We start from the raw sequence: 22,121 nt of genomic DNA, 5'->3' as shown, positions 1-22,121 counted from the left end.
GTGGAATATCAAGCTCCAGAAGTAATTGAAATCGGCTCTTTTGAAGAGATGACATTGGGCAGAAAGTTTGCTGATACTGCTGATGAAAACGCATATCAACACTAAATGGGAGTGGGGACAGACGTCCCCTCCTTTTATCTAGAAAGGAATGATGCTAGTGTTCCTCAGTACTTACAAGATGGACGGGTTGACCATGGAATGTATAACGGACCCAACCGTTCACTACAATGATCACGATGCAGAATGTTATTTTATCGGAGAAATGTTATCGAATGAGGAAGAGTCATATCGGGCCTTTCGGCATTTTGTGTCCCATAGAAGCCCAAGATTTATCCTGTCCCTTCGCGGAAATTATCAATCCATTATACGCATATCTAATCAGCTATGGATGTTTGCTGATTTGGGGAGTGTACGACCAATCTATTATGCAAAACAGAAAGCACAGTTACTATTTTCTTCCCATCTTTCGATTATCCATCAAAAAATAAATTCTGAACTACATACTCCTTGGCTTCGTCGATACTTACTTACAGGTGGAACTCATATCGAGTTAGAAGCGCCCTTTAAAGCGATTCATATGATTTCGGGCGGATTTGGACTTCATTTTAAAGGAGACCATGTTCATACTTTCCAGGCATGGGATGTAGACGAAGAGTCTCTACTATCTTGGGAGATGGCGCAGGATCAATTAAAGAAAGAATTAACCCAATCCGTACTACTAAGATGCAAGAATAAGTACATTACGAGTGATTTGAGTGGTGGGTTGGATTCCTCTACTCTTGGATCATGGGCTCTCTAAAACTTGCTCTCCAACTTCCATTTACACCTAAAGATAGGCATCCCCTTTCTCCAATGAGTAACCATCCTAAATGGCTTCCTTTTTCCACACCACTCCCAAAAGAAAATTATTCAATCTATCAAGGTGTATCCAACACGATTCATGGCATTCAGTATCTGGGCCACGTCTCGCATGGATTAAAAGACTTAGCGGAGCAAGAGCAAGTGAATATTTGTTTTCCATACTTAGATCATAATGTGATTAGGGTTTGTATGCGAGCTTCATCTGAAAAGAAAATGAATCCCTATGAATTGAAACCATTACTGAAGAGAGCATTTCAGCATGAACTTCCAGATTGTCTTCTAACTCGTAATACGAAAGGCAATTATACTTCAGATGTCTACTATGGAATGAGACAGCAGTTTTCGTGGTTTCAAGAGAACTTTCAACAAATGATTTTAGCTGAACTGGACCTAGTAGATATTCGGAGATTTCGAGAGTGTTTTCATAGGTTATCTATGGGTGTACCTGTAAGCCTTCCAGAGTTTCATCAGACACTATCATTAGAGATGTGGCTTCGTCAAATGAAACAAATCCAATACGGAGGAGTCGAGAAGAATGCAGTTTTCAATTCCTGAACATATTCATCTGACTGAGATTGAGGGAAGATGGGTTCTATTAGATTGCCTAACCAATCGCTTTTTCGCTATTAATAAAACAGGTGCAGAGTTTCTGGAGCAAGTAAATCTTTGTGGCGAAGTAGAATTGGCTATCCAATATATAAGTAAAACTTACGAGATTCCATTTGAAAGAGCAAAGTACGATATGAAACACTTTGTCCGTAGTCTTAGTGAGAGGGAGTTGGTGTTTGAAATATGATAAGAGGATGGATTTGTCTGGTTATCGCGATATTTCTTATTCGCACGAGAAATGTTGAGCAATTAAAGCCATTTCTTCGTAAAAGAAAAGGGAAGTGCAAGCAGGTATGCTCTTTAGATGAAGTGGAACAGGCTTTCGTTAAAATCGAACAGGCAAAATGCTTATTTCTTTCTCGAACGGCTTGTTTAGAGGAATCGCTTGCTCTATTTCTATATGCAACATCTAAGGGGAAAGCGGTTGACTGGTCAATTGGTGTAAGGCTGGCGCCCTTTGCTTCACATGCTTGGATTGAAGGGGATGGTCATAGAGTAGACGGGGAGGCGGAGGCGTATAAAAAGATATTGATGATTTAGTTAGTCAAAAAGAAAAGTGCAATAGGGAGCATATCAACCCTTATTACACTTTTTTATGTGCTTTTTATTCTCTAACTAACGTCATAAGCCATGCTAATTAAATGTTTTGCTTTTTCAATATCTGCATCGCTCGTGATGGCAATTTCTAAGTTTCCAGTACCAAAATGTCCTATGTTCCTGACGTCACGAGTAAAGCCGTTTTCTAATGTAATATGATCCGGATCTACTTTTACATTTAATAGTATTCTGCCCGTTTGGGGGTGTACTTGAAGACATACAAAGTTTTGTATCCGCTTAAATGCTATGTAATTTTTTACAACTTTGATATGTACCTCATCGCCTAAAGCCAACATGTACGCCTTTAATGTTTCATATCTATCGATAACTTTCTCATCAGCTTGATCCAAGTAATCGGAAATTGTCTTTGTCTTCGAATTGCGTGGGGCAGTTGTTGTAGAAACCGAATTATCGCGTACTTGTGTGGTTTGTGCAGTAGTTGCATTAATTAATTCAAGTAATAAAAACCTGTCATCATAATATTTATAAACGTACAACTCTATGTTTCTATCAATCTGTTGTATTGCATGCTTATCAAATTTAGTAAAACCACCTGCAATACATAATAAGCGTGGACTACCCCAATCTATTACATCCGATACTTCGGCGCCATATCTACGCATAACCATTAACTCAAATTCGTCTTTATGATCTAGTAGCCAATCGAGATAAAATAAACCTTGTGTGACAACACTTTCATTTACAGCCCGCTTATATTCGATGATGACGGGTGAGTTGTTTTCGTCAATACCTAACGTATCGATTCTGCCTGCATGCTTTTTGCCTGTACTGTACTCAGTTGCTAGAAATCGCACGCCTAGAAATGTTTCTAAATGACGCTCTAACATACTTTGTAATGATTTTTCAATGGTAACGGATTGTCCTGTTAGTTCTTCTACGCTGTTATCGTGAACACGGAATAGTTTAATATCACTCAAATCAATTTCCTCCTGACCCTAAATAGTATATCATTCTTAACTATTATAATCTTCCTTCTTTAGCAAATAGATTACAAATACCTTTTTTCGGGAATTACCTGTCAGGATGGCAGATAGATCGTGATAAAATAACAAATGGAATGTGTGACTATTTTAACTAAAATATTACATAGATCTTTTTTAAGGAGATAATGATGAGTCAATTTCACTTTAAGGTAAATTTAAAAGGCATGATCGATTTACTATCTAATCACTTATATAGTACGCCTCATGTATATTTGAGGGAATTAATCCAAAATGGTGTAGATGCGATTACGGCACATAAAAAGGTGATGGCAGAGTATGAGGGTACGATTGGAATTGAACTATTTACTTCCCCGACTAAGCCCCCTACGTTGTACATAGAAGATAATGGTATTGGTCTTACGGAAGAAGAGGTTCATCAGTTCTTATCGCAGATTGGACAAACTTCCAAGCGAGGCGACGAAGAACAAGACTTTATTGGGCGTTTTGGTGTTGGTTTGCTCTCTTGCTTTATTGTAAGCGAGGAGATTGTGTTGATTACTCGATCGGTTCATTCGGATGAAGTGATCGAGTGGCGCGGGAAGCCAGATGGAAGCTACCAGATCAAGAAACTAGATCAGGAAATGTCACCAGGAACGAAAGTGTTTTTACAGAGTAAAAGAGGGTTTGAAGAATACTTTCAGCCGAATAGTGTCCGGAGATATGTGAAGCATTATGGGGAGTTTTTGCCTTATCCTATCTATTTTTACGGAGAAGAACAGATTCGTTTAAACGCAAAAAGAGCTCCATGGGAGATGACAACAGAACTAGCTCTCCAATATGCGGAAGAGAGAAATGGAGAAATATATCTAGATGCAATTCCACTTTCTTCTACTATCGGAGGTGTCAAAGGGATCGCGTATGTCTTACCGTATGCCGTTAGTACGAATGCAAAACAATCCCATCAGGTTTATGTGAAACAGATGCTTCTATCAGAAAAGGTAAGTAATATTTTACCGGATTGGGCTTTCTTTGTTACTGGTATTTTAAATGCAAATGAACTCCGCTTAACTGCATCAAGAGAGGAGTTTTACCAGAGTGACCTACTAGAATTGGTTCGTGCAGAACTGGGAGATTGTATTAAAAAGTATTTAGTCAATCTGGCAGAGAAGCAATCAGATACTTTCTGGAAAATCTTAGATGTCCATTACTCTTCTATTAAATCGTTAGCAGTGGAAGACGATGAGCTTTATGCACTCTTTATTGACTGGTTACCTTTTGACACTTCTCTAGGGAGAAAGACGATAAAGGAGATACGGAGTGAAGGAGAGATGATTCTTTACACCTCATCTGTGGATCAGTTCCGCCAAGTGAGTAAAGTGGCAAAGGCGCAATCCGTTCTTCTCCTAAATGGAGGGTATGTCCACGATAAAGAGCTTCTGAGAAAGTTACCAAACGTCTTTCCAGAGCTTGAGATTCAGGAGGTAGATGCTAGTACTTTTTCCGAGAACTTCGTAGATCTTACGTTGACGGAAAGAGAAGAAGGCTATGCTTTCTTACGGATCGCAAATTTGGTTCTTCAACGCTTCCAATGTGAATGTGATGTGAAGAAATTTAACCCGAGTGAGCTACCAGCATTATATACGAGTAATAAAGAGGCGGCCTTTTTCCGTAATGCTTCTTATACCAAAGAGGAGACAAATGATCTCTTTGCCTCTATTATCGATCAAATGGTAGTGGAGGGAGTGAAGCCTACTTTCGCCCAACTCTGTTTTAACTATGACAACCCAACGATTCAACAACTCTTTCACTCTGATGATCCAGAATTACAGAGATCGGTCATTGAGACTTTGTATGTACAAGCTCTCTTGCTAGGGCATCATCCGTTAAAGCAGTCAGAAATGAAATTACTAAATAAGAACTTACGACAGTTCATCAATTGGAGGTTGGAGAAATGATGGATTACCAGAGATTGCTGAAACAAGCTGAGTCACTACCAAATGGAGATACAAAGCTTGCATTAATGGAAGAAGCGATTCGTATTTTGGATAGTCTTCAAGAGGTAGAGGAAGCCTTTTATGAACGTATGGATTATATAGAGGTAGCCATTTTCTCAGGTAGAGCAGAGAAGGCGATTGTGTCCTTTGCTTGGTGCCTCGCCCAGTATGATAAAGAGCCTGAGCGTTTTGATAGTCACGATGTCATGTGGACGTATAAATGGATTGCAGAGCACCTTCCTAGCTTTCTGCAGGTTCATCTAGAGAAAGTGGAAGAAACGTTGGCGGATTTAAAAAGGAGATATCAGGAATTAGGGTATAAGCTTCGTCCTTACTATAGGTTAAAACGGAAGTTCGCTTTGGAAAAAGGGGATCTAGAAGAAGCAGAAAAATATTTTCAGTTATGGATTAAGGAGCCGAGGGATAGCATGTCTGATTGCTGGGCTTGTGAACTAGACCAGCAAATCTCCTATTATCTAGAGAAAGATTTGGAACGAGCAGAAGAACTAGCAAAATCATTATTTAATGGTCGGGAAAGTTGCCATAGTGTTCCTTCTACCACGTATGCTGATTTTCTTCTACCTACGCTTCAAGCGGGTAAGGTGGAACTTGCATGGCAATATCATCAAATAGGTTATCCTTTGATTCGAGAGGAAAAAGGGTTTATCCCGTGGGTAGCGGAGCACATTCAATTTTTAACGGTAACAGATAAAAAGAAGGCAGTTCTCCTGCTAGAGAGACATTTGCCAGAGGCTTTAGCGCTATATGAGAAAGATAGCCAGTTTGACTTCTTCTTAGCTGCTAGCACTCTATTCGAAGAAATACAAGAATACCAACATACCTTACATATCCCAGAGCATGTTACGTATGAATGGTTAACCAATGAAGTAGAATCGATAGCAAAACAGTTTGACAAGCGTAATGGAAATGATAGTTATCAGAAGAAGATAGTAGAAGTACGAGAGAAAATAGAAGCATGTAGAGAGATGATTAAGTCGATCTAACAAAGGGCAAATCTATCCATCTAAGCAATGCCAAAATCCGAAAATGCGATCCTTATCAGTTCCAAATGAAAGGATCGCATTTTTTATGACCCTCTCTTGTTTTTTGTGTGAAAGATTTATAGAGATTTTGTTGACATAGAATGAAAAGGGATGTTATTATCAATAAAGTGGTTCGCATGAGCCAAGCAATTTATACAAAATAATATGCCGAAGTGGCGGAATGGCAGACGCGCGCGACTCAAAATCGCGTTCCGCGAGGAGTGTGGGTTCGAGTCCCACCTTCGGTACCAGTACTCATACATAAGTCACCTTACCTTTGTTATCCGATACAGGGGTTGGGTGGCTTTTTTCCGTTGTCGAATTTTATTTTAGATAACGATGTTCCCATCCTTCTTCGAGTAGGATGGATATGATTTTAGCAACTTTTTTCGCATCTGCTATCGGATCCGTAGGAGGAACTGAGGATTCGAGGCCATGGTATTGGAGGACATGTCCTAACTTTTTCATGTGTTTTAGTTGGTAAAACTTGCTGTAGTTATGTTTGATGGTGATAAAACGCTTAGGGATCGGAAGAGGGACTTGAAGCCTCTTGCATTGGCGAACTAATTGGAGATGGCCATAGTACCCCCAAAATGCAGGAATGGACTGGTATTGCGTGGTAAGTTGCCCGATAGATTGCATGGCTTCTTGATAAGGGATTCCTGTGTCTACTTCTTGTTGCTCGATATGGGTGAATCCGGTGCAAAAATGGGATAGCTGGGGGAATATAGTGGGTTGTACATGGCAGTGGTATTTTTCGAGAATGCGCATACGATCCGTGTGTAAAATAATGGCTTGGATGCGTATGACTTCAGGGATAAATTGGACAGGCGTTTGCTCAGCCGGGTAGCAGGTGGTTTTCACGTCGAGAACCATAAGGTTTTTCAAACGATTCCCTCCTCTCTCAAATAAATATTAGATAACTTTACATAAAAAATACGCTGGATACAGGGTAAATGCCTGCTATCCAGCGATAAAAAATAGAATTTCTTACTTTATAGGCGGTTTAGGAGGGATTGATTTTTGTGATTTGGAATTCGAGCCGATTTGTAGGACGTATTCAGTGATGGCTTTTAGATTAGGCATACGACCAATTTTGTCATTTGCGCTAGCGGAAGGGGTAGAAAAGGCGGAGTATTTTAAAATGGTACGGATGTCAGTAGGGCTGTATGTGAAGCCATTATAGCCTGCTTTGGTGATTCCATTTAGAGCCGTAGCTGCTCCTGCGATGATGGGTGAGGCGCTGGATGTTCCGCTAAAGGAGTTTGTGTAGCTTGTATTTTGCCCTACGTTTCCAGTGGTCGTGGTGACGTTTTGTCCCCAGCCGTAGCAATCAATGCGGCTACCATAATTAGAGAAAGATAATCGGGCATGAGGAGCAGAGGAAGTGGCTGCTCCGACCATAATGGCACCGGAGTCCCGAAAGTTAGCATGGTTGCGATTCAGGATATATTTCCCAGCTTGATTGCGGAAGTTGTCTAGATTATTGGAACCATTTCCGCCTGCTTCGACGACGGCGATGCCTTTATTGGTAGCGAAACGGATCGCATCATAAACGGCATCCTCTACTTCTACAGGTAAATAATTCGACATTGTTGGATAGGTAGTCTGGGCTTCTAATAGGAGGACATCTCCTTTTGCTAAATTCTGAGCCGCGCTTAGGATGGCATCAGCGGTGCTATAGACAGAGTTGGTGCGCCATTGGGAGACGACTTTCGCTGTGGCATGTGGGACGATTCCTACTGTGCCGACTGTGTTATCGGCAGAAACTAACTCACCTAGCACACTGGTTCCATGACTTTGGGAAGTTCGGCTTAGACCTGAAATAATGGAGATGTTTTGGGCGATGAGATCTTGATGGGATAAGTTCCAACCTTGCTCCAGGTCAGCTACGGTAACATTAGAGCCGTCTCCGCCGGGATGATTCCAAGCAAACTTGGCATCGATGCCGTTTGGAGCTGGATTGAGATAACCTTGGTTCGGGGATAGGGGATCATTATTAGGGTTAACTGCTGGAGGGATGACGGGGGTTCCTTCTACATAGGCTGTTTCGACAAACTGGGACTTGGCTAGTTGCTGGGCTAACTCATCGGGGTTTGAACCTTGGGGAACATCGACTACAAAATAGCGGAGGAGATCTACTTGGTCATCTGACTTTTGACCCTTATTTGTTTGTTGTTGCATGGATTGAATTTGCTGTGGATCGGCAGAGGTGAACAGTTTTTTTAACTTCAAATCCGAAGGGAGTGCTGATTTGTGCTCTTGATTTAGGGATTGTTCTGCGCCATCTTGATAAGGGAGTTGGATGGAGGGTTTCACTTTCACAACGACTCTTGATTGAGCGGTTGGGGTGACTTCCTTTTCAGGTTCAGCTGGCTTTTCTTCGGTCGATTTCCAAATGACAAACCAAGAAGTCAAAAAAACGACAAGGAAGACGGCAGCGCTGATGACTGCCCATATCTTAGCTTTTCGTGAACGCATTAAATTCCCACCTTTGTAAAGGGTACCATGCAAATGAAATATATCTTACCATATTGAACTAATATTAAAAATATTCTTTTTAATAAGAAATTAATATGGTTGTCCTGACAAAGGGGTCAAAAATGAGTTCGTTATTGGGTAGTAACGGTTCCTTAAATCTAGTTTTCAAGTAGAGAGAGGCATTACTACCCTGTTGTTATTGGATCTGATTAAGGTTTCATTCAATAAATAAATACACTTGGACTGATGTAGACGGGGGTACGCTCTTCTGTATATTTTCCGTTATCTGTGTAATTCCGCTTGATATAGGAGTGTCTATGCTTTTGAAAAAAGCTAGATAAATCCAAATCGGTAATTACTTCTATTTTTCCCGAGTAATGTGTTCCTCTCGCGATAACGTTGTATAATTTTATTGCCCCGATGCATTGCTGATCTGCCCACAATTCTAATTTTCGTTTTGATGCAAATTTTTTTAAGGTCCAGCTTCCAAACACAGATAGCTCAAACTTCCGCACAGCAAACCACCTCTAAGTAGTTAAACAATATGTAAAAAACCCAAATACCAGAAAAAATTTCTAATATTTAATAAAATATACCTCGAAGTTGAAATTTAGTCAAGTTTCTGAGATAAAATTTTATGATATTACACCTAATTTTTTTTTTGAGGTCTCCTTATTTATTTCGCCTTGCTAATTAATTGATATACCGATATAATGGTCAAATTGACTACTAGGTGAGAAGGGGATGCGAATGATTCAAATTCAACAATGGTCACAGAAGCGATTCTATATTTTGATTTGGATCGTAGCAGTAGCAGGTGTAACCCAAGGCATGTTGATTCCGCTATTGACTATTTTGCTTGAGAAGCAAGGCATGAGTGCGACTCAAAATGGTCTAGGAACCTCGATGTTGTATGTGGGTATGCTCGTCATGACCCCTTTTAGTGCGAAAGTGGTCCGGAAGGTCGGATATCGTACAGCTCTTGCAATCGGCTTGTTAAGTGCGGGAATCTGTATGTTTTTATTTCCGTTTGTCACGGGATTCTGGGTTTGGATGTTGCTCCGAATGATTGTAGGAGCAGGGGATAGCCTATTACACTTTACGACTCAATTATGGATAACTTCTACGTGCCCTGACGATGAAAAAGGGAAACGGATATCGCTATATGGATTTAGTTATAGTCTTGGATTTGGGATTGGTCCTTTGTTTTTAAAGTTATTACCCTTTGGGCTTCATGTTCCGTTTGTGGCCGTTGGTTTATTAATGGCGATAACGGTACCTTTCATGATGCGTTTGGAAGGTGGACGTACTACTTTCTTAAGTCAACCTGAAACGAGCAAAGAGAAGCTGCGTCTTTCTGTGGTTTATCGAGTTGGACTGATCGCGCTTTGTCCGCCTATCTTATATGCTTTTTTGGAAACGGCACTCGCTGGGAATTTTCCGATCATCGGGCTTCGCTCGAACTTATCGGCAGATTCGATTGCCTATTTGATCGGTACGTTTGTCTGGGGAAGTTTGTTGTTCCAAGTTCCGCTGGGGATATTAAGTCAAAAGTGGGGACGGAAGAATCTGCTGATGACCGTTTGTCTGCTAGGTGGATTAGGGATGCTGATGATCCCGTACCTGATGGGCTCGATGTTTGCACTCGTCATCGCATTTGGGCTGGTCGGAGGGTTAGTTGGTTCGCTCTTTTCGCTTGGATTAACGTATTTGACCGACTTATTGCCCAAAAGCTATCTACCGCTAGGGAACGCCGTTGCAGGGATGCATTTTAGCTGTGGTTCGATTGCGGGGCCGTATCTGGGATCATTCTTAATCCAAGGTACAGGCGGAAATGGTTTGTTCTATTTCCTCGGAGGTAGTTTGCTGGTCTTCGTGATATTGGCAATCGTGTATCCAGTTCGGGAAGCGGCGGTTCTACTTGAACCGAACGCAAGTGTAGAAAAGCAAGCTAGTTAGAGTAAGAGCCTGTCTCATTGTGAGACAGGCTCTTATGTGTGCGCCCGGCATGGGCGTAGTCTATAGGGTGAAAGTCCCGAATGGTGAAGGTAGCAGTAGCCATTAGCTTAAGGCAAGGGTGTCCACCGTGAGGTGGAATCTGAAGGAAGCCGGCGGCAAATCTCCGGTCTGAGGAACACGAATCTCATATAAGGCTAACATTCGTTGGATGAGTCTGCACTACAAGACAAAGTCCTTGCTACCGAAGGCGAATGAGAGTAAATGAGGCAGATAGATGGAGAGAAAGACTGCGTTCTTACCCGGGGAGATCTGCATGGCAAGCCATGCTCACATGGTAACCTAGATCGAAAGGTTTAGCTGAACATGCAGAAGTCAGCAGAAGCCATAGTACCTGAGTAGGGGACGCTCGAAAAGGGAAGGGCTGAACATTTAGGAAGAACGATTCACTAAGCGTTCATTCTTTACGTTGATACAGACAACCTATAATAGGCTTACCTAGAGGAGGAAGTGGTGAAGTCCATGGGAGACTCTAGGAGGGTGGAGTAAGGAACGGCACAATAGAAAGAAGCGTTCACGAGGAAGGTTATATCCATGTTAATGAAACGGCTACTTTCAAGAGAAAATCTCTTGAAAGCACTTAAACAAGTGGAAAAGAATAAGGGGAGCCATGGGGTGGATGGAATGTCAGTAGAATCCCTACGAGAACACATCCGAGAACATTGGACCTTTATCCGTTCTTCCATCGAAGATGGAACCTACAAACCGTTGCCTGTCCGTCGAATCGAAATTCCGAAACCGAACGGGGGCGTTCGGCTATTAGGTATACCCACTGTATTTGACCGTTTTGTACAACAAGCAATCGCCCAAATTCTAACACCTTTATTCGACCCCTGTTTTTCAGATTGTAGCTACGGGTTTCGTCCCGGAAGACGTGGGCATGACGCAGTTAGAAAAGCTAAGGGATATATAGAGGAAGGATGCCGATGGGTAATAGATCTAGACCTTGAGAAGTTCTTTGACCAAGTGAACCATGATAAATTAATGAGTTTACTTGCAAAGAAGATAACAGACAAACAAATATTGAAATTGATTCGCAGATATTTGCAGTCTGGAATTATGGTCAATGGACTAAGAGTTTCCAATGAACAAGGGGTTCCACAAGGTGGTCCATTAAGTCCGCTATTATCTAACATCGTGCTTGATTTATTAGATAAAGAGCTTGAAAAGCGTGGGCATAGATTCGTCCGTTATGCGGATGACTGTAACATCTATGTGAGAACCCGCAAAGCGGGTGAAAGAGTAAAACAATCCATCACCGAATTCATTGAACAGCAATTGAAACTCAAGGTAAATCAAGAGAAGAGTGCAGTAGACAGGCCTTGGAAACGAAAGTTTCTAGGATTCAGCTTCACTCATCACTACCGACCTAAAATACGTGTTGCTAAAGAGAGTATTAAAAGAGCGAAGGAAAAGATTAGAGAAATTACTTCCCGCTCAAAACCACTCACTATAGAACAAAGAGTTGAACGATTGAATGTATTTCTGGTTGGTTGGGTGAATTATTTCTCTCTTGCCGATACCCCAACCCCATTTCAACAAATAGACTCATGGCTTCATAGAAGGCTCAGAATGTGCCTTTGGAAGCAATGGAAGAAGCTTAATACAAAAGTAAAAAGGCTCATCTCTCTAGGGATTCCTAAAGAAAAAGCCTATGAATGGGGTAACACCCGTAAGAAATATTGGCGTACTGCTTGTAGCCCGATACTCCATAGGTCGCTTGATCTCGCCTATTGGCGAGGTCTCGGATTAAAGAGTATAAAGGCAAGATATGACTGGATTCGTCAGACTTAAGTGAACCGCCTAGTGCGGAACCGCATGCTAGGTGGTGTGAGAGGTCGGGGGTTAATCACCCCCTCCTACTCGATTTGTTCTCATTTTTGATCCCACTCAAAGGAAAATCCATCATAGGCAATAAGGGTCTGAGGGAAGATGTCCTGCGCTTCGGCGAGTAATTGCTCGATCTCGTCGGGTTGATAGCGAGAGCTGATGTGATTCAGAATTAATTGCTTCACGTTTGCCTGCTTGGCCATCGTGGCGGCTTCTGTGCTGGTGGAGTGAAAGAAGTTTCGGGCAAGTTCTTCTTGTTCTGCACGGAATGTAGCTTCGTGGATGAGGAGATCTGTGCCATCTGCTAAATCATGGATGGCTGAGGTGAATCGGGTATCACCGATTACAGCCATGCGAAGTCCTTGTACTGGGGCGGATAAGTAATCAGCACCGTTTAGCCATGTGCCATCTTCTAATTGAATTTTCTTACCCTGTTTTAATTGTTGATATAGGGGACCCGGTGGAATTCCCATCTGTTGTAGTTTATGTACTTGTAAGGCTCCTGATTGACTCTTCTCTTCGAATCGGAATCCAAAAGAAGGGACACCGTGTTCTAATTGTCTAACTGTATAGTGAAAGGAGTCATCGGACCAAGTCATCCCGTCATGAATTTCGATGATTTCAAGGGGATAACGAAGGTGGGTTCCGCTAATTTGTAGGGAAACGTTGATCCATTCTTGTAATCCCTTTGGCGCGTAAATCCGTAAGGGTGATTCTCCACCTTGAAAAGAACGGCTTCCGAGTAGCCCGGGTAATCCGTAGATATGATCGCCATGAAGATGGGTGATAAAAATTTGATTGATTTTACCTAACTTGACGGGATATTGAAGGATTTGGTGTTGGGTTGCTTCCCCGCAATCGAGCAACCACGTCTGGCCGCCGTGTTGGTACCATTGGATGGCCAATGATGACACATTTCGCTGTTTGGAAGGGGTTCCTGCCCCTGTGCCTAAGAATTGGACCCGCATCTCTTTCGCTCTCCCTTTACATCATGTTCTCTATATTTTACACGTTTTGTTATATTGAAGTATCCATTCTACTGCTTCCGAGACAGATTGAATTTCGCGCTTAGCGTGAGCCTTTACTTCTGGATTGGCGTGTTTCATAACGAAACTATGTGGAATGAGTTCAAACATGGATATATCATTGTAGGAGTCGCCTGCACAAGCTACGCTGTCTGGCTGGATTTGAAGATGGTCTAGTAAATACGCTAACGCAGTCCCTTTGGACACATGCTTGGGCATCAAGTCCACGCAGTGTACATCCGAGATATAGCTGTCTACTTCATTTGGAAAATGATGCTGGATGTGGCTTTGAAGATCGTGTAATTGATCTTCTGTTCCAAAATAGCATAATTTGCTTGGTTGAAGTTGTTGCCCAATTTCATGAAGTGCTCCGGGATGTTCTTCAAACTGGATTTTTAGTCCTTCTTCAATTTGGGGGATGCTGGGATGATTCCGATTAGTAACGAGGATGCGGTCTTCGGTTGCGATAAAGCCAAATAAATTTTTTTCCTCGGCAGATTCATAAATTCGCTTGGCCAAGTCGCCTTCAAATACAGTCGAACGCAATGTTACCCCTTCAGGAGTGCGGACATAGGCGCCATTTTGGCTAATTCGATGGTATTTTGCTTCTAGGTGGCTCATTACGCTAAATATCTCGTGATCGCTCCGTCCAGATGCCAAACAGATCTTCACACCTGCAGCCATTAGCTTTTCGAGTGCTAGTTGATCCTGGGGATTGATTTCTTTTTGGTCATTTAGCAAAGTATTATCTAGGTCTGTTACAAAGAATTGAATCATCATATCGCTCATCTCTTATGGATTTGTTATTTATATTTTTGCTAAAAGAAAACAAACTATTTATGAAGCAAAATTTTTGTTTATAAAAGAAAGGAATAGAGTGATTCTATTGTAATTCGAATGAGTCGCATATACAAACATATGCTCAAAAGAACTTGCCTGACAGCCTAGAGACCAACTACGATAATAAATAACGCTTAGAGAATAGAGAAGGGGTTATATAATGAAAATTTTCGATGCTCATTTACATATCATTGATCCGGATTTTCCCATCGTCGAAAACCAAGGATATATACCGAAACCCTTTACTGTCAACGATTATGTAGATTGCACTCAAACATTAAATATGGTCGGGGGCTCTATTGTCTCGGGTTCATTTCAAGCCTTTGACCAAAGCTATTTAATTGACGCGCTTGATAAGCTTGGACCTCATTTTGTTGGCGTAACACAATTACCCTACACCGCTTCAGACGAAGAGATTTTTTATTTAAATAGTAAGGGGGTTAAAGCTGTTCGATTTAATGTAAAAAGAGGAGGGTCGGAGGGTTTAGCCCAATTGGAGTACTTTGCTAAGCGTGTTTATGAGCTTGTAGGATGGCATGTTGAGTTATATATTGACTCAAAGTCACTACCCGAAATTGCCCAAACATTAATTGATTTACCGGCCGTTTCGATTGATCATCTCGGTCTGACGAGAGATGGCTTCCATACCTTATTAAACCTAGTAGAAAAAGGAGTTAGGGTAAAGGCAACTGGATTTGGGAGAGTGGGGCTTGATGTAAGAGAAGCCTTGCAGACGATATCTTCAGTAAATCCGGATTCACTCATGTTCGGAACAGATTTACCTTCCACCAGAGCACCTAGGCCATTTGCTCATTCAGATGTGGACCTAGTATTGGATACACTTGGTGAAGCTACAGCCAGAAAAGTACTTTATGAAAATGCGATAAAGTGGTATAGGTTGGATCATGAAGGGTGAAGAACAGATTGAGTAAATAGATTCATGTATGAAAAGCTCCCCTTCGATCGCAGCCAGCATATTAGCGTGTGGCTGTCAGGCAAGGGGAGCGTTTTATATGACTGGAGTTTGTTTCATCATCTCTTATTTATCTAATTGTAACCTTGGATAAATCAGCTCCCATGCTTTTCAACCATGCATAGGTCAATTTATCCATCATGGCGCCGTCAAAGCAGAAGGTTTTAATCGCACGATAATATTTGTTCGTCAAGGTAAATCCCGGATGGAAGGAGACATTTTTAAATGTCGCCCCTTTAAATGAAGCCCCTTTTAGCGCTGTTTTACCAAATTTGACACCGATAAAGGTTTGCCCGTCTAGACATACATCTCGTAGATCGGAATATTTGAAGTCGACTCCGTTAAAGGAACAGTCTGTAAAGATCGTCTTTCGAAGATCGGTCTTGGTTAGTGTGACATCCATCATGTTTACGCCTGTAAAGGTGGCTCCATCTAGACCAGAGGCACTAAATTTCGTGCGGACTAAGATCGATTCATGGAAACTTGTATTTGTAAGATCATTAGCGTATAGGCTGCAGTCGGTCAAGTTCGCGCCATCAAAATTAGCTTCGCGTACATCGCTTGCTTTAAAGGAGCTGCTCGTCAAGTCTGTACCGGCAAAGTTTGTCTCGCGAATGTCGCTTGCATGGAAAGAGCTAGCCGTTAAGTCAGCGCCTGCAAAGTTGGAACCGCGTAATGCACTCGCTGAGAAGTTACCCTTACGCGCGATTACGCCAGCAAGGTCGCTCTTTGGTAGATTGCTTGCGCTTAGATTGGTTACCACTTGTCGCTCCAGCGTTTGAGAGAGGTTCGCCACTTCTTGTACCGTTTCCTCAATATCACCGATGCTGTCAACAGTCATCTCAAATGCGGTTTCATCGTCTTTGCCTTCTGCTTTCAGTTCACGGAATCGCTCCTGTAAATCGGCCAGCAGATCAGCCTTTAATTCGTCGACGCTTTTTACCCCATCGTACGGCGCGAAAACGCCATCTAGATAGTGATTTAATTTCTCATTCATCCCATCAAGCCCCCTACAATAAGTTTTCAAGTACGAGTTTGGCGTACTCCCAGTTTTGTATGTTACGGGCGTAGGTCATCTTGCCTTTTTTGGTAATTCGAAAGTACTTACGCCGCCCGCCTTGAGACTCACTGCCCCAATACCATTCGATATCACCGTCCACCTCAAGCCGGCGAACACTGGAATACATCGTGGCTTCCTTTAACTCATACTCACCGCCCGAACGCTCAGCGATCAATTTCACAATCTCATAGCCGTAGCGATCTGCTTCGGATAAGAGTCGTAAAATCATCGTATCTGTATGTCCGCGCAACAGGCCGGATGTCATTTTGTTCTCACTCATACGTGTCGTGCACCTCCACATGTGCATCATACGATATATTACTATGATAGTAAAGGTAGTTTGTTGATTGTTGTATATTGATGATTAAACCTATGTAGCAGGAAACAAAAAAGAGCCTTATCTTTCAGGCTCTAATGGAAAAACCTCTGTGGATCCTTTTGTGGAATCATTACATCCATTATCAGGTCGTATTTACTTTCGTATCATAGACATATTCTTAAATCGACTTAGAATCGACATCCATTTGGACCTCATCCATCGAAAATCCTGATCACTTATAATCAATAAGTCGCTTGTCAACATGATCAAGGAAAAGGTCACCAAGCCCATACCAATCGCGATCCCGATATGAAAGAAGGCAATTCCTATTACTGCCAAGTATTTCGTATAGCGATTAAATAGTAGAAATGGAAACGAAATCTTAATGAGAATCGAGAAGTAGTTTCCTACAAAGATAAAAATGTCATGATTGATTATTAGATCTCGAATAAACGGGTTGGCATACTCATCGACTTGAAAGATATAGTAAATCGCAACCCCACTATTCCAACTCTCTCCCATTAGTTGATAGAAACCAGCAGTTAGATAGAGAATACATAGTTGAACGACACAAGCTACAATCGCAATGTTATGTATTAGCGCCATTACGAGATGAAATAGATTGTTTCTACGATCTGATTGAGCTCGCCACTTAGCAGAGTCAAAGGAAAAGTAGGCATATGTATTCGCAAACATAAGAAAAAATAATATATTGATGACTAGATTGTCTCCTCCATCTGCAACTAAAAAATTCCGCTGTAAGATGGAGTAGGTTGTTATAAAAAATAGAATCGATGTAATCCGGGTCTTATATCCACACAAGTATAAAATGGTAATTAAAATACTTACATGGTAGATGACATCGAAATACATCGAAGAGGTAGAAAAGTTATATAAGGAAAAGCTCTCTTTGTCTGAAAGATACTCATTGAAGATTCCATCATAAGACCATATAAAGTATCTTTGTGTATAGTGAATCAGATAATAGTATAACATGATGAAACCAAAGCTGATCCTAGCTAAGCTAGCCCCGATCAAAAACTTCTCGTTATAAAATAATTGATGGAATCTCTGTCGTAACGTGGAACTGCCCTCTAACGTCATTACTCACCGCTCCTTTTACCAATTTAAAACAGGAGTAAATTTTTCCCAACCAAGTTCTTCGTAGGTCTTTTTTCGCTCGTAGTTCGGATTTTTTCTTTGGGAATAAGGAACGGGTTCTTCGGTAACCACTCTTACATTTATGGACTGGATATCGTCTGGGGAAAATGACCTGGCAGCCGTTGAAAATACAAATCGATACAACAATAGGCGTGTATCTTTCGAATTCTTTTGTTGATACTCACTAACCCTCTTTAGGATCTTTTCGCTCTCCTGCTCCTTATTCAACTCATAAATTTTCTTTTTATATCGGTTGATCAGCTCTTCTTCGCCATGCATCTCATTTACTGCGGTTGACGGGATCCTCATAATTCGATTCAGAGGGCTAAGATAGTTTTTATGATTAGCCAAAATAAAAGGAGTGGTTATATCGATCCAATCACTTTCTTGATTTGACTTTGTTTTTACTTTCATATAAACAACATCGTTTTCTGTAACAGGTTCCGGAGAAAATAAATGCCAATTCTGTCTAAACAAAGATCCTGTATATGCATTTATTTCGGGTTCTAGCGCAATGGAAATGGGATTTATCGGCATAACATGTAGGGTAATAATCGAAAAATGAAATAAGATGAAGCCTATAAGAACAAAGGGCAAGCCAAAATAAACTCCTTTGTAGAATAAGGATTTATGGTGGTTAGATGATTCCATTGTCAGATCCCCCTAATAATCAGGCTGTAGACAAAGTGGTATGGGGTAGGCTGCCTACTGTCTGTAATATAGTCTAAATAAATGGACTTTTTGCTATGAAAAAGTCCATTTATTTTCATTCTAGGTGGAATGTAATCATGAAATGATTGATTATCTGTCAAAAATAACTTCCATACTATGATCTGATACTCTTGAATTTGCAAACGGGCCTCCATCCATACTTCTACCAATATCTAGCTGACGCATTCTATCTACATCTAAAATACGTCCTGACCGAATCTCATCAATACCACGAGCTTGCTTGGCTATATCTACAGACTGTAGTGCCCTAGCTAAGTCTGAAGCACGCCCTACCCTAACTTCTTCGAGAGCAGCTCGATCGTTTGGCTTCACTTCATTTGATGATTTCATGCTTGAAAAATCTTGGGCTTTACCCGCATTAGGAGTAGCTGCACTTACAGATCCGACAATCATGATACCGACAACTAAAGCCAATCCTATTCCGGATATTACTATTTTTCTCTTCATCTGATTGCCCCTTCCATTTTTATAAGGTCTTTCAGCTGGAATCAGCTAACAGCAGATAGACGTAAACATGCCTTGAATCTCTCTCCGAATTCCTCACATATTCCTTGAAAAATTTCATCATCCAGCATAATTATATAATAGTATATGAAATACTATTATGTCTATATTATTACTATAAATATTCTTAACTTTTAATTTATATAAACTATTATGTTTTTATTGATTGAATTATCATGTTTAAATGGAAATATATTGAATATCATGAACGATAAGCAATGTAAATACCTCTCAATTTCATATGATATTCCTATCTTTCTTTCGTTATCTGAAAAATTTGACTGCGGATTGCATTTTGTTCAATTTGTTCGTATTGGTCAATTTGTTCACAAAGTTTTCTATTTTAGTATTTTATTTAGAAGTATTTAAAAAATATTTATATAAAAAATAGTTTTTTAGTAGTATTATGAGTGAGTAATTAAATATACCTAAAGGGGAAATGAAAAATGAAATTGAAAATTGCTTCTCTCGTTTCGACTGCTGTAGTTGCTTTAAGTACTTCTGTTGTATTCGCTCATGGAGGTGCACAAGAGGTTCATCTTTCTGAGCTTCAATCCAGTGCAACATCAAAGTATTTTACTGTACAAGACAACCAAAATCGACAATTGACTGTAACGATTAATAATCAGTCTCAGGGCCATGAAGAAATTCAATATAATGTCCTCAAGGCAGATGGATTAGGGAATACGGAAGTAGTTGCGAATGGTTATATTGCTCCTAATGGAAACAAGACTTTTTCTAAACGCTTTGGAAAAGGCGATTATTCTTTGCAGTTAATTTGTAAAACTCAAGTTGGCTGTAATGCTACAGGTTCTATTGGATTTTTCGGGGAATAATATATTTGTTTTCATTCAATCAAGAAATAAAGAAGATCAGGATTACTTGTCCTGATCTTCTTTTGTTTTTGTTAAAGGATGGTAACTACATAGCCTTGTGTAGTAGCTTACTTACATTTATCTTTTGCCGCCGCGGTGTCCTTATGCTTGTTTCGGGGAGGGAGATTAAGGTAGACAGCTCCGGCAAACATGATAGCGCTTGGAAATACTAACCATTTATTATTTTTTTCTGGATGATTGTACGACCATATAGCAAAAAAGGTGTGGAATATAGCGAGTATGATTACTATCCATTGAATAATTCTGCGCATCTTAGGAGTCCTTTCTTTATATAGACTGTACCTGTGTAGTTCTTGAAGTGTAAGGCAATAAATATCGTGTGTTTTTTCTTTCTTACCATTATTTCAGGCTGTTGGGTGATCGAGGGCTGGAGGGTCTGTTCGATTCCTGCTCAAATACCGATCCAGCAGGGAAGTAGAGGATGTTCGCTACGCTAAGTAGGATTGCTAACATCGCAAGGATCGAACAGACCCTCCTTTCCCTTTGATCTACAACTTGTTAGAAGTAGGTAAGAAAAAAGAGCCTAATAGTCGGCTCTTGGGGAAATGTATGTTTTTTAGGTTTCAGGAGGATCAGCCACGTAGGATCAGCTATATAGCCTTTTGTAGACATCACTTGAGAAGTTGCTGTAAACATATTGTTATCACTCCTTCCATTTAACCTTTGTAGAATCGAAACTAAGCGATCCGAAAACATGGAGATATCAGAGCCGAAGGTAGTAGAGCAAGCTACCATCTTAATCACTAAGATATCTTCTTGGCTTGGGAATGAATGTTTCTCGGCAAGCACAAGTGCCTGCTGATATTTGGTCCCTGCCTTTTTGAAATCTCCGTATTTCGCATAAAAATCACCAAGGGATATAAGTGCTTCACAGGTTCGTAAAGCATCATTGGTTTCCTTGCCTAATTTGACTGCCTTCTTTAAATTGTCTACAGCTTTCTCTTTTTTGTCAAGAATAGTGTACAATTCTCCGATTTGTCTGTAAGTTTTTACAGCTATATATTCTCTCTTGATGCTGTCCTTTAATTTAAGGGCTTCTAAAAAGCATCGCTCTGCTTGATTCCATTTTTTTAGATTCATATAACTGGTGCCCAATTCCGTTCATAAAACGAACAGACAGAAAGTGTAACCGAGGCAGCATTTCCGATGGACAGGCATATTGCGGGTGTTTTACCTGAGTTTCCAAAGGTTTATCAAACGGTTGAACAGTTGGGTGGAGATTCGGATTTGGTGGTTCGGGGGGTTGTGCAAAATCGTGATTTCTATAAAGAGGATGTAGTATCAGAGATAAAGGTGACAGAAGTGATTCTCGGAGATGGAAAAGTTTCTGTCGGTGAGGTGGTTCCTTTTGTGGCTCCCTATGTGTTGGACACGCTTAAAAGTGATGATGAAGTCGTGTTGTTTGGTAACTTGCATGCGAAGGATGATCGAATCCAGCGAGATTACTATGAGAGTGTAGGTGCTTTTCAAGGTCAGTTCTTAGTGAGGGGAAGTAAAGTGAAGCGCCTTACGGACACGCTCAAGAGTAAAGTGGACCGAGAAGCGTTTCCAACCTTAGAGATGGGGATAACGAATCTATCTGTGAGAGTGCAGATGAAATGATGGAAAAGCCCTCTTAGATAGCAGTCTTACGATTGCAACTGTCTGCCTAAGAGGGCTTATTTATTATTCTTTATTGCCTTTATATTCCCGAATCCCACGAATGAAGTTGACGATAATTGAGAGAGATAAAGCGGCTATTATCGTAATCTTAAATGGTGTAAAGTGGTCTGTTCCTGCAATTTGAGAATACAGTGCGAGAAAGAGTGCTGCTATGACTAGGATTGTACCGGGCCAGCTTTCAAACATAGGCGGGTTATTTGCTACTAATCGTTTACTTTGATCATGATAGTCTATTTTTTTTGGTTTTTTTACGAGACAATAAACAACAATCGCCCCTCCGATTAATATTCCTAACAGCCAGAGAAAGATAGAGATCTGAACGAGAGTTGGTCCTATCCCATTTAGCTCCACTTGGTATCATTCCTCCTTAGAAGGTTATAATTTATTTTAAATTTTATTATTAATTAGAGTGATAAGCAATCTATTTTACTCATTTCAAAGCATATGCCTGATAGCGTGTGGCTATCAGGCATATGTAGCGTGCGCCCGGCATGGGCGTAGTCTATAGGGTGAAAGTCCCGAATGGTGAAGGTAGCAGTAGCCATTAGCTTAAGGCAAGGGTGTCCACCGTGAG

25 protein-coding genes and 1 tRNA gene are annotated in these 22,121 nt (G+C 40.8%); 13 read left to right on the top strand and 13 right to left on the bottom strand.

What is annotated here, in order from left to right:
- The 5 genes from EDD57_RS10140 (at window position 1) to EDD57_RS10120 (ending at window position 2,010) form a co-directional block, all read left to right on the top strand.
- On the top strand, window positions 1–105 hold the full coding sequence (locus tag EDD57_RS10140) for a lasso RiPP family leader peptide-containing protein (RefSeq protein ID WP_165873764.1): 105 nt from the start codon (window positions 1–3) through the stop codon (window positions 103–105).
- An 88-nt stretch (window positions 106–193) separates the two neighbouring features.
- Window positions 194–799 (top strand): asparagine synthetase B family protein, encoded by a 606-nt coding sequence (locus EDD57_RS10135; protein WP_131849344.1) that lies wholly within the window; start codon window positions 194–196, stop codon window positions 797–799.
- Window positions 787–1,416 (top strand): asparagine synthase-related protein, encoded by a 630-nt coding sequence (locus EDD57_RS10130; protein ID WP_131849343.1) that lies wholly within the window; start codon window positions 787–789, stop codon window positions 1,414–1,416. The genes EDD57_RS10135 and EDD57_RS10130 overlap by 13 nt, the downstream gene beginning before the upstream one ends.
- On the top strand, window positions 1,397–1,657 hold the full coding sequence (locus EDD57_RS10125) for a PqqD family peptide modification chaperone (protein WP_131849342.1): 261 nt from the start codon (window positions 1,397–1,399) through the stop codon (window positions 1,655–1,657). Before EDD57_RS10130 ends, EDD57_RS10125 begins: the two co-directional genes overlap by 20 nt.
- Window positions 1,654–2,010, top strand: coding sequence for a lasso peptide biosynthesis B2 protein (locus tag EDD57_RS10120; protein ID WP_131849341.1), 357 nt, complete (start codon window positions 1,654–1,656; stop codon window positions 2,008–2,010). Before EDD57_RS10125 ends, EDD57_RS10120 begins: the two co-directional genes overlap by 4 nt.
- Window positions 2,011–2,081: 71 nt before the next feature.
- Here EDD57_RS10120 and EDD57_RS10115 read toward each other — a convergent pair whose 3' ends face one another.
- Window positions 2,082–3,005 (bottom strand): DUF5655 domain-containing protein, encoded by a 924-nt coding sequence (locus tag EDD57_RS10115; RefSeq protein ID WP_131849340.1) that lies wholly within the window; start codon window positions 3,003–3,005, stop codon window positions 2,082–2,084.
- A gap of 194 nt (window positions 3,006–3,199) precedes the next feature.
- Between EDD57_RS10115 and EDD57_RS10110 the strand changes: the two genes are divergently transcribed.
- The 3 genes from EDD57_RS10110 (at window position 3,200) to EDD57_RS10100 (ending at window position 6,299) form a co-directional block, all read left to right on the top strand.
- Window positions 3,200–4,966: an HSP90 family protein gene (locus EDD57_RS10110; RefSeq protein WP_165873763.1), complete on the top strand. Its 1,767-nt coding sequence runs from the start codon at window positions 3,200–3,202 to the stop codon at window positions 4,964–4,966.
- Window positions 4,963–6,009 carry a hypothetical protein gene (locus tag EDD57_RS10105; protein ID WP_131849338.1) on the top strand — a complete coding sequence of 349 codons (1,047 nt, stop codon included), beginning with the start codon at window positions 4,963–4,965 and terminating at the stop codon, window positions 6,007–6,009. Before EDD57_RS10110 ends, EDD57_RS10105 begins: the two co-directional genes overlap by 4 nt.
- A 206-nt stretch (window positions 6,010–6,215) precedes the next feature.
- Window positions 6,216–6,299: transfer RNA gene (locus EDD57_RS10100), tRNA-Leu, on the top strand.
- 73 nt (window positions 6,300–6,372) lie between these two features.
- Here EDD57_RS10100 and EDD57_RS10095 read toward each other — a convergent pair.
- The 3 genes from EDD57_RS10095 to EDD57_RS10085 all read right to left on the bottom strand — a co-directional run bounded on the left by EDD57_RS10095 (window position 6,373) and on the right by EDD57_RS10085 (window position 9,044).
- Window positions 6,373–6,936, bottom strand: coding sequence for a 3'-5' exonuclease (locus tag EDD57_RS10095; RefSeq protein ID WP_131849337.1), 564 nt, complete (start codon window positions 6,934–6,936; stop codon window positions 6,373–6,375).
- A gap of 102 nt (window positions 6,937–7,038) precedes the next feature.
- A complete protein-coding gene (locus EDD57_RS10090; RefSeq protein ID WP_131849336.1) occupies window positions 7,039–8,529 on the bottom strand; it encodes a S8 family peptidase in 1,491 nt (496 codons plus the stop codon).
- A gap of 221 nt (window positions 8,530–8,750) precedes the next feature.
- Entirely contained in the window at window positions 8,751–9,044 is a 294-nt protein-coding gene (locus EDD57_RS10085) for a hypothetical protein (protein ID WP_093293787.1), read from the bottom strand.
- Window positions 9,045–9,279: 235 nt separating this feature from the next.
- Here EDD57_RS10085 and EDD57_RS10080 point away from each other — a divergent pair, with 235 nt between their 5' ends.
- Together EDD57_RS10080 and ltrA are read left to right on the top strand one after the other, a co-directional pair.
- On the top strand, window positions 9,280–10,488 hold the full coding sequence (locus tag EDD57_RS10080; protein ID WP_165873762.1) for an MFS transporter: 1,209 nt from the start codon (window positions 9,280–9,282) through the stop codon (window positions 10,486–10,488).
- Between the two features lie 591 nt (window positions 10,489–11,079).
- Complete coding sequence (gene ltrA, locus EDD57_RS10075) at window positions 11,080–12,339, top strand: group II intron reverse transcriptase/maturase (RefSeq protein ID WP_131849334.1); 1,260 nt, start codon at window positions 11,080–11,082, stop codon at window positions 12,337–12,339.
- A gap of 80 nt (window positions 12,340–12,419) precedes the next feature.
- Here the strand turns inward: ltrA and rnz are convergent, their stop codons facing one another.
- Both rnz and EDD57_RS10065 read right to left on the bottom strand, forming a co-directional pair.
- Complete coding sequence (gene rnz / locus EDD57_RS10070; protein WP_131849333.1) at window positions 12,420–13,343, bottom strand: ribonuclease Z; 924 nt, start codon at window positions 13,341–13,343, stop codon at window positions 12,420–12,422.
- Between the two features lie 30 nt (window positions 13,344–13,373).
- A complete protein-coding gene (locus EDD57_RS10065; RefSeq protein ID WP_165873761.1) occupies window positions 13,374–14,180 on the bottom strand; it encodes an HAD family hydrolase in 807 nt (268 codons plus the stop codon).
- A gap of 220 nt (window positions 14,181–14,400) precedes the next feature.
- Between EDD57_RS10065 and EDD57_RS10060 the strand changes: the two genes are divergently transcribed.
- On the top strand, window positions 14,401–15,156 hold the full coding sequence (locus EDD57_RS10060; protein ID WP_131849331.1) for an amidohydrolase family protein: 756 nt from the start codon (window positions 14,401–14,403) through the stop codon (window positions 15,154–15,156).
- 127 nt (window positions 15,157–15,283) lie between these two features.
- On the opposite strand, the gene EDD57_RS10055 is transcribed toward EDD57_RS10060, so the two are convergent.
- The 5 genes from EDD57_RS10055 to EDD57_RS10035 form a co-directional block, all read right to left on the bottom strand.
- Window positions 15,284–16,210, bottom strand: coding sequence for a pentapeptide repeat-containing protein (locus EDD57_RS10055; protein ID WP_131849361.1), 927 nt, complete (start codon window positions 16,208–16,210; stop codon window positions 15,284–15,286).
- Between the two features lie 13 nt (window positions 16,211–16,223).
- Entirely contained in the window at window positions 16,224–16,553 is a 330-nt protein-coding gene (locus tag EDD57_RS10050; protein ID WP_131849330.1) for a PadR family transcriptional regulator, read from the bottom strand.
- Window positions 16,554–16,745: 192 nt separating this feature from the next.
- Window positions 16,746–17,696 carry an HTTM domain-containing protein gene (locus EDD57_RS10045; protein WP_131849329.1) on the bottom strand — a complete coding sequence of 317 codons (951 nt, stop codon included), beginning with the start codon at window positions 17,694–17,696 and terminating at the stop codon, window positions 16,746–16,748.
- A gap of 15 nt (window positions 17,697–17,711) precedes the next feature.
- Window positions 17,712–18,404: a DUF5819 family protein gene (locus EDD57_RS10040; RefSeq protein WP_131849328.1), complete on the bottom strand. Its 693-nt coding sequence runs from the start codon at window positions 18,402–18,404 to the stop codon at window positions 17,712–17,714.
- A gap of 150 nt (window positions 18,405–18,554) precedes the next feature.
- Entirely contained in the window at window positions 18,555–18,932 is a 378-nt protein-coding gene (locus EDD57_RS10035) for a hypothetical protein (RefSeq protein WP_131849327.1), read from the bottom strand.
- 503 nt (window positions 18,933–19,435) lie between these two features.
- Here EDD57_RS10035 and EDD57_RS10030 point away from each other — a divergent pair.
- A complete protein-coding gene (locus EDD57_RS10030; protein WP_131849326.1) occupies window positions 19,436–19,825 on the top strand; it encodes a hypothetical protein in 390 nt (129 codons plus the stop codon).
- Between the two features lie 558 nt (window positions 19,826–20,383).
- Here EDD57_RS10030 and EDD57_RS10025 read toward each other — a convergent pair.
- Window positions 20,384–20,965, bottom strand: coding sequence for a tetratricopeptide repeat protein (locus tag EDD57_RS10025; protein WP_243649511.1), 582 nt, complete (start codon window positions 20,963–20,965; stop codon window positions 20,384–20,386).
- A gap of 66 nt (window positions 20,966–21,031) precedes the next feature.
- Between EDD57_RS10025 and EDD57_RS10020 the strand changes: the two genes are divergently transcribed.
- On the top strand, window positions 21,032–21,487 hold the full coding sequence (locus EDD57_RS10020; RefSeq protein WP_131849325.1) for a hypothetical protein: 456 nt from the start codon (window positions 21,032–21,034) through the stop codon (window positions 21,485–21,487).
- Window positions 21,488–21,550: 63 nt separating this feature from the next.
- Here EDD57_RS10020 and EDD57_RS10015 read toward each other — a convergent pair whose 3' ends face one another.
- A complete protein-coding gene (locus EDD57_RS10015; protein WP_131849324.1) occupies window positions 21,551–21,898 on the bottom strand; it encodes a hypothetical protein in 348 nt (115 codons plus the stop codon).
- Between the last annotated feature and the right edge of the window lie 223 nt (window positions 21,899–22,121).

This window comes from Baia soyae, from assembly GCF_004341445.1.
Lineage (GTDB): Bacteria > Bacillota > Bacilli > Thermoactinomycetales > Thermoactinomycetaceae > Baia > Baia soyae.
This window is presented reverse-complemented; position numbering and strand designations above follow the sequence as displayed.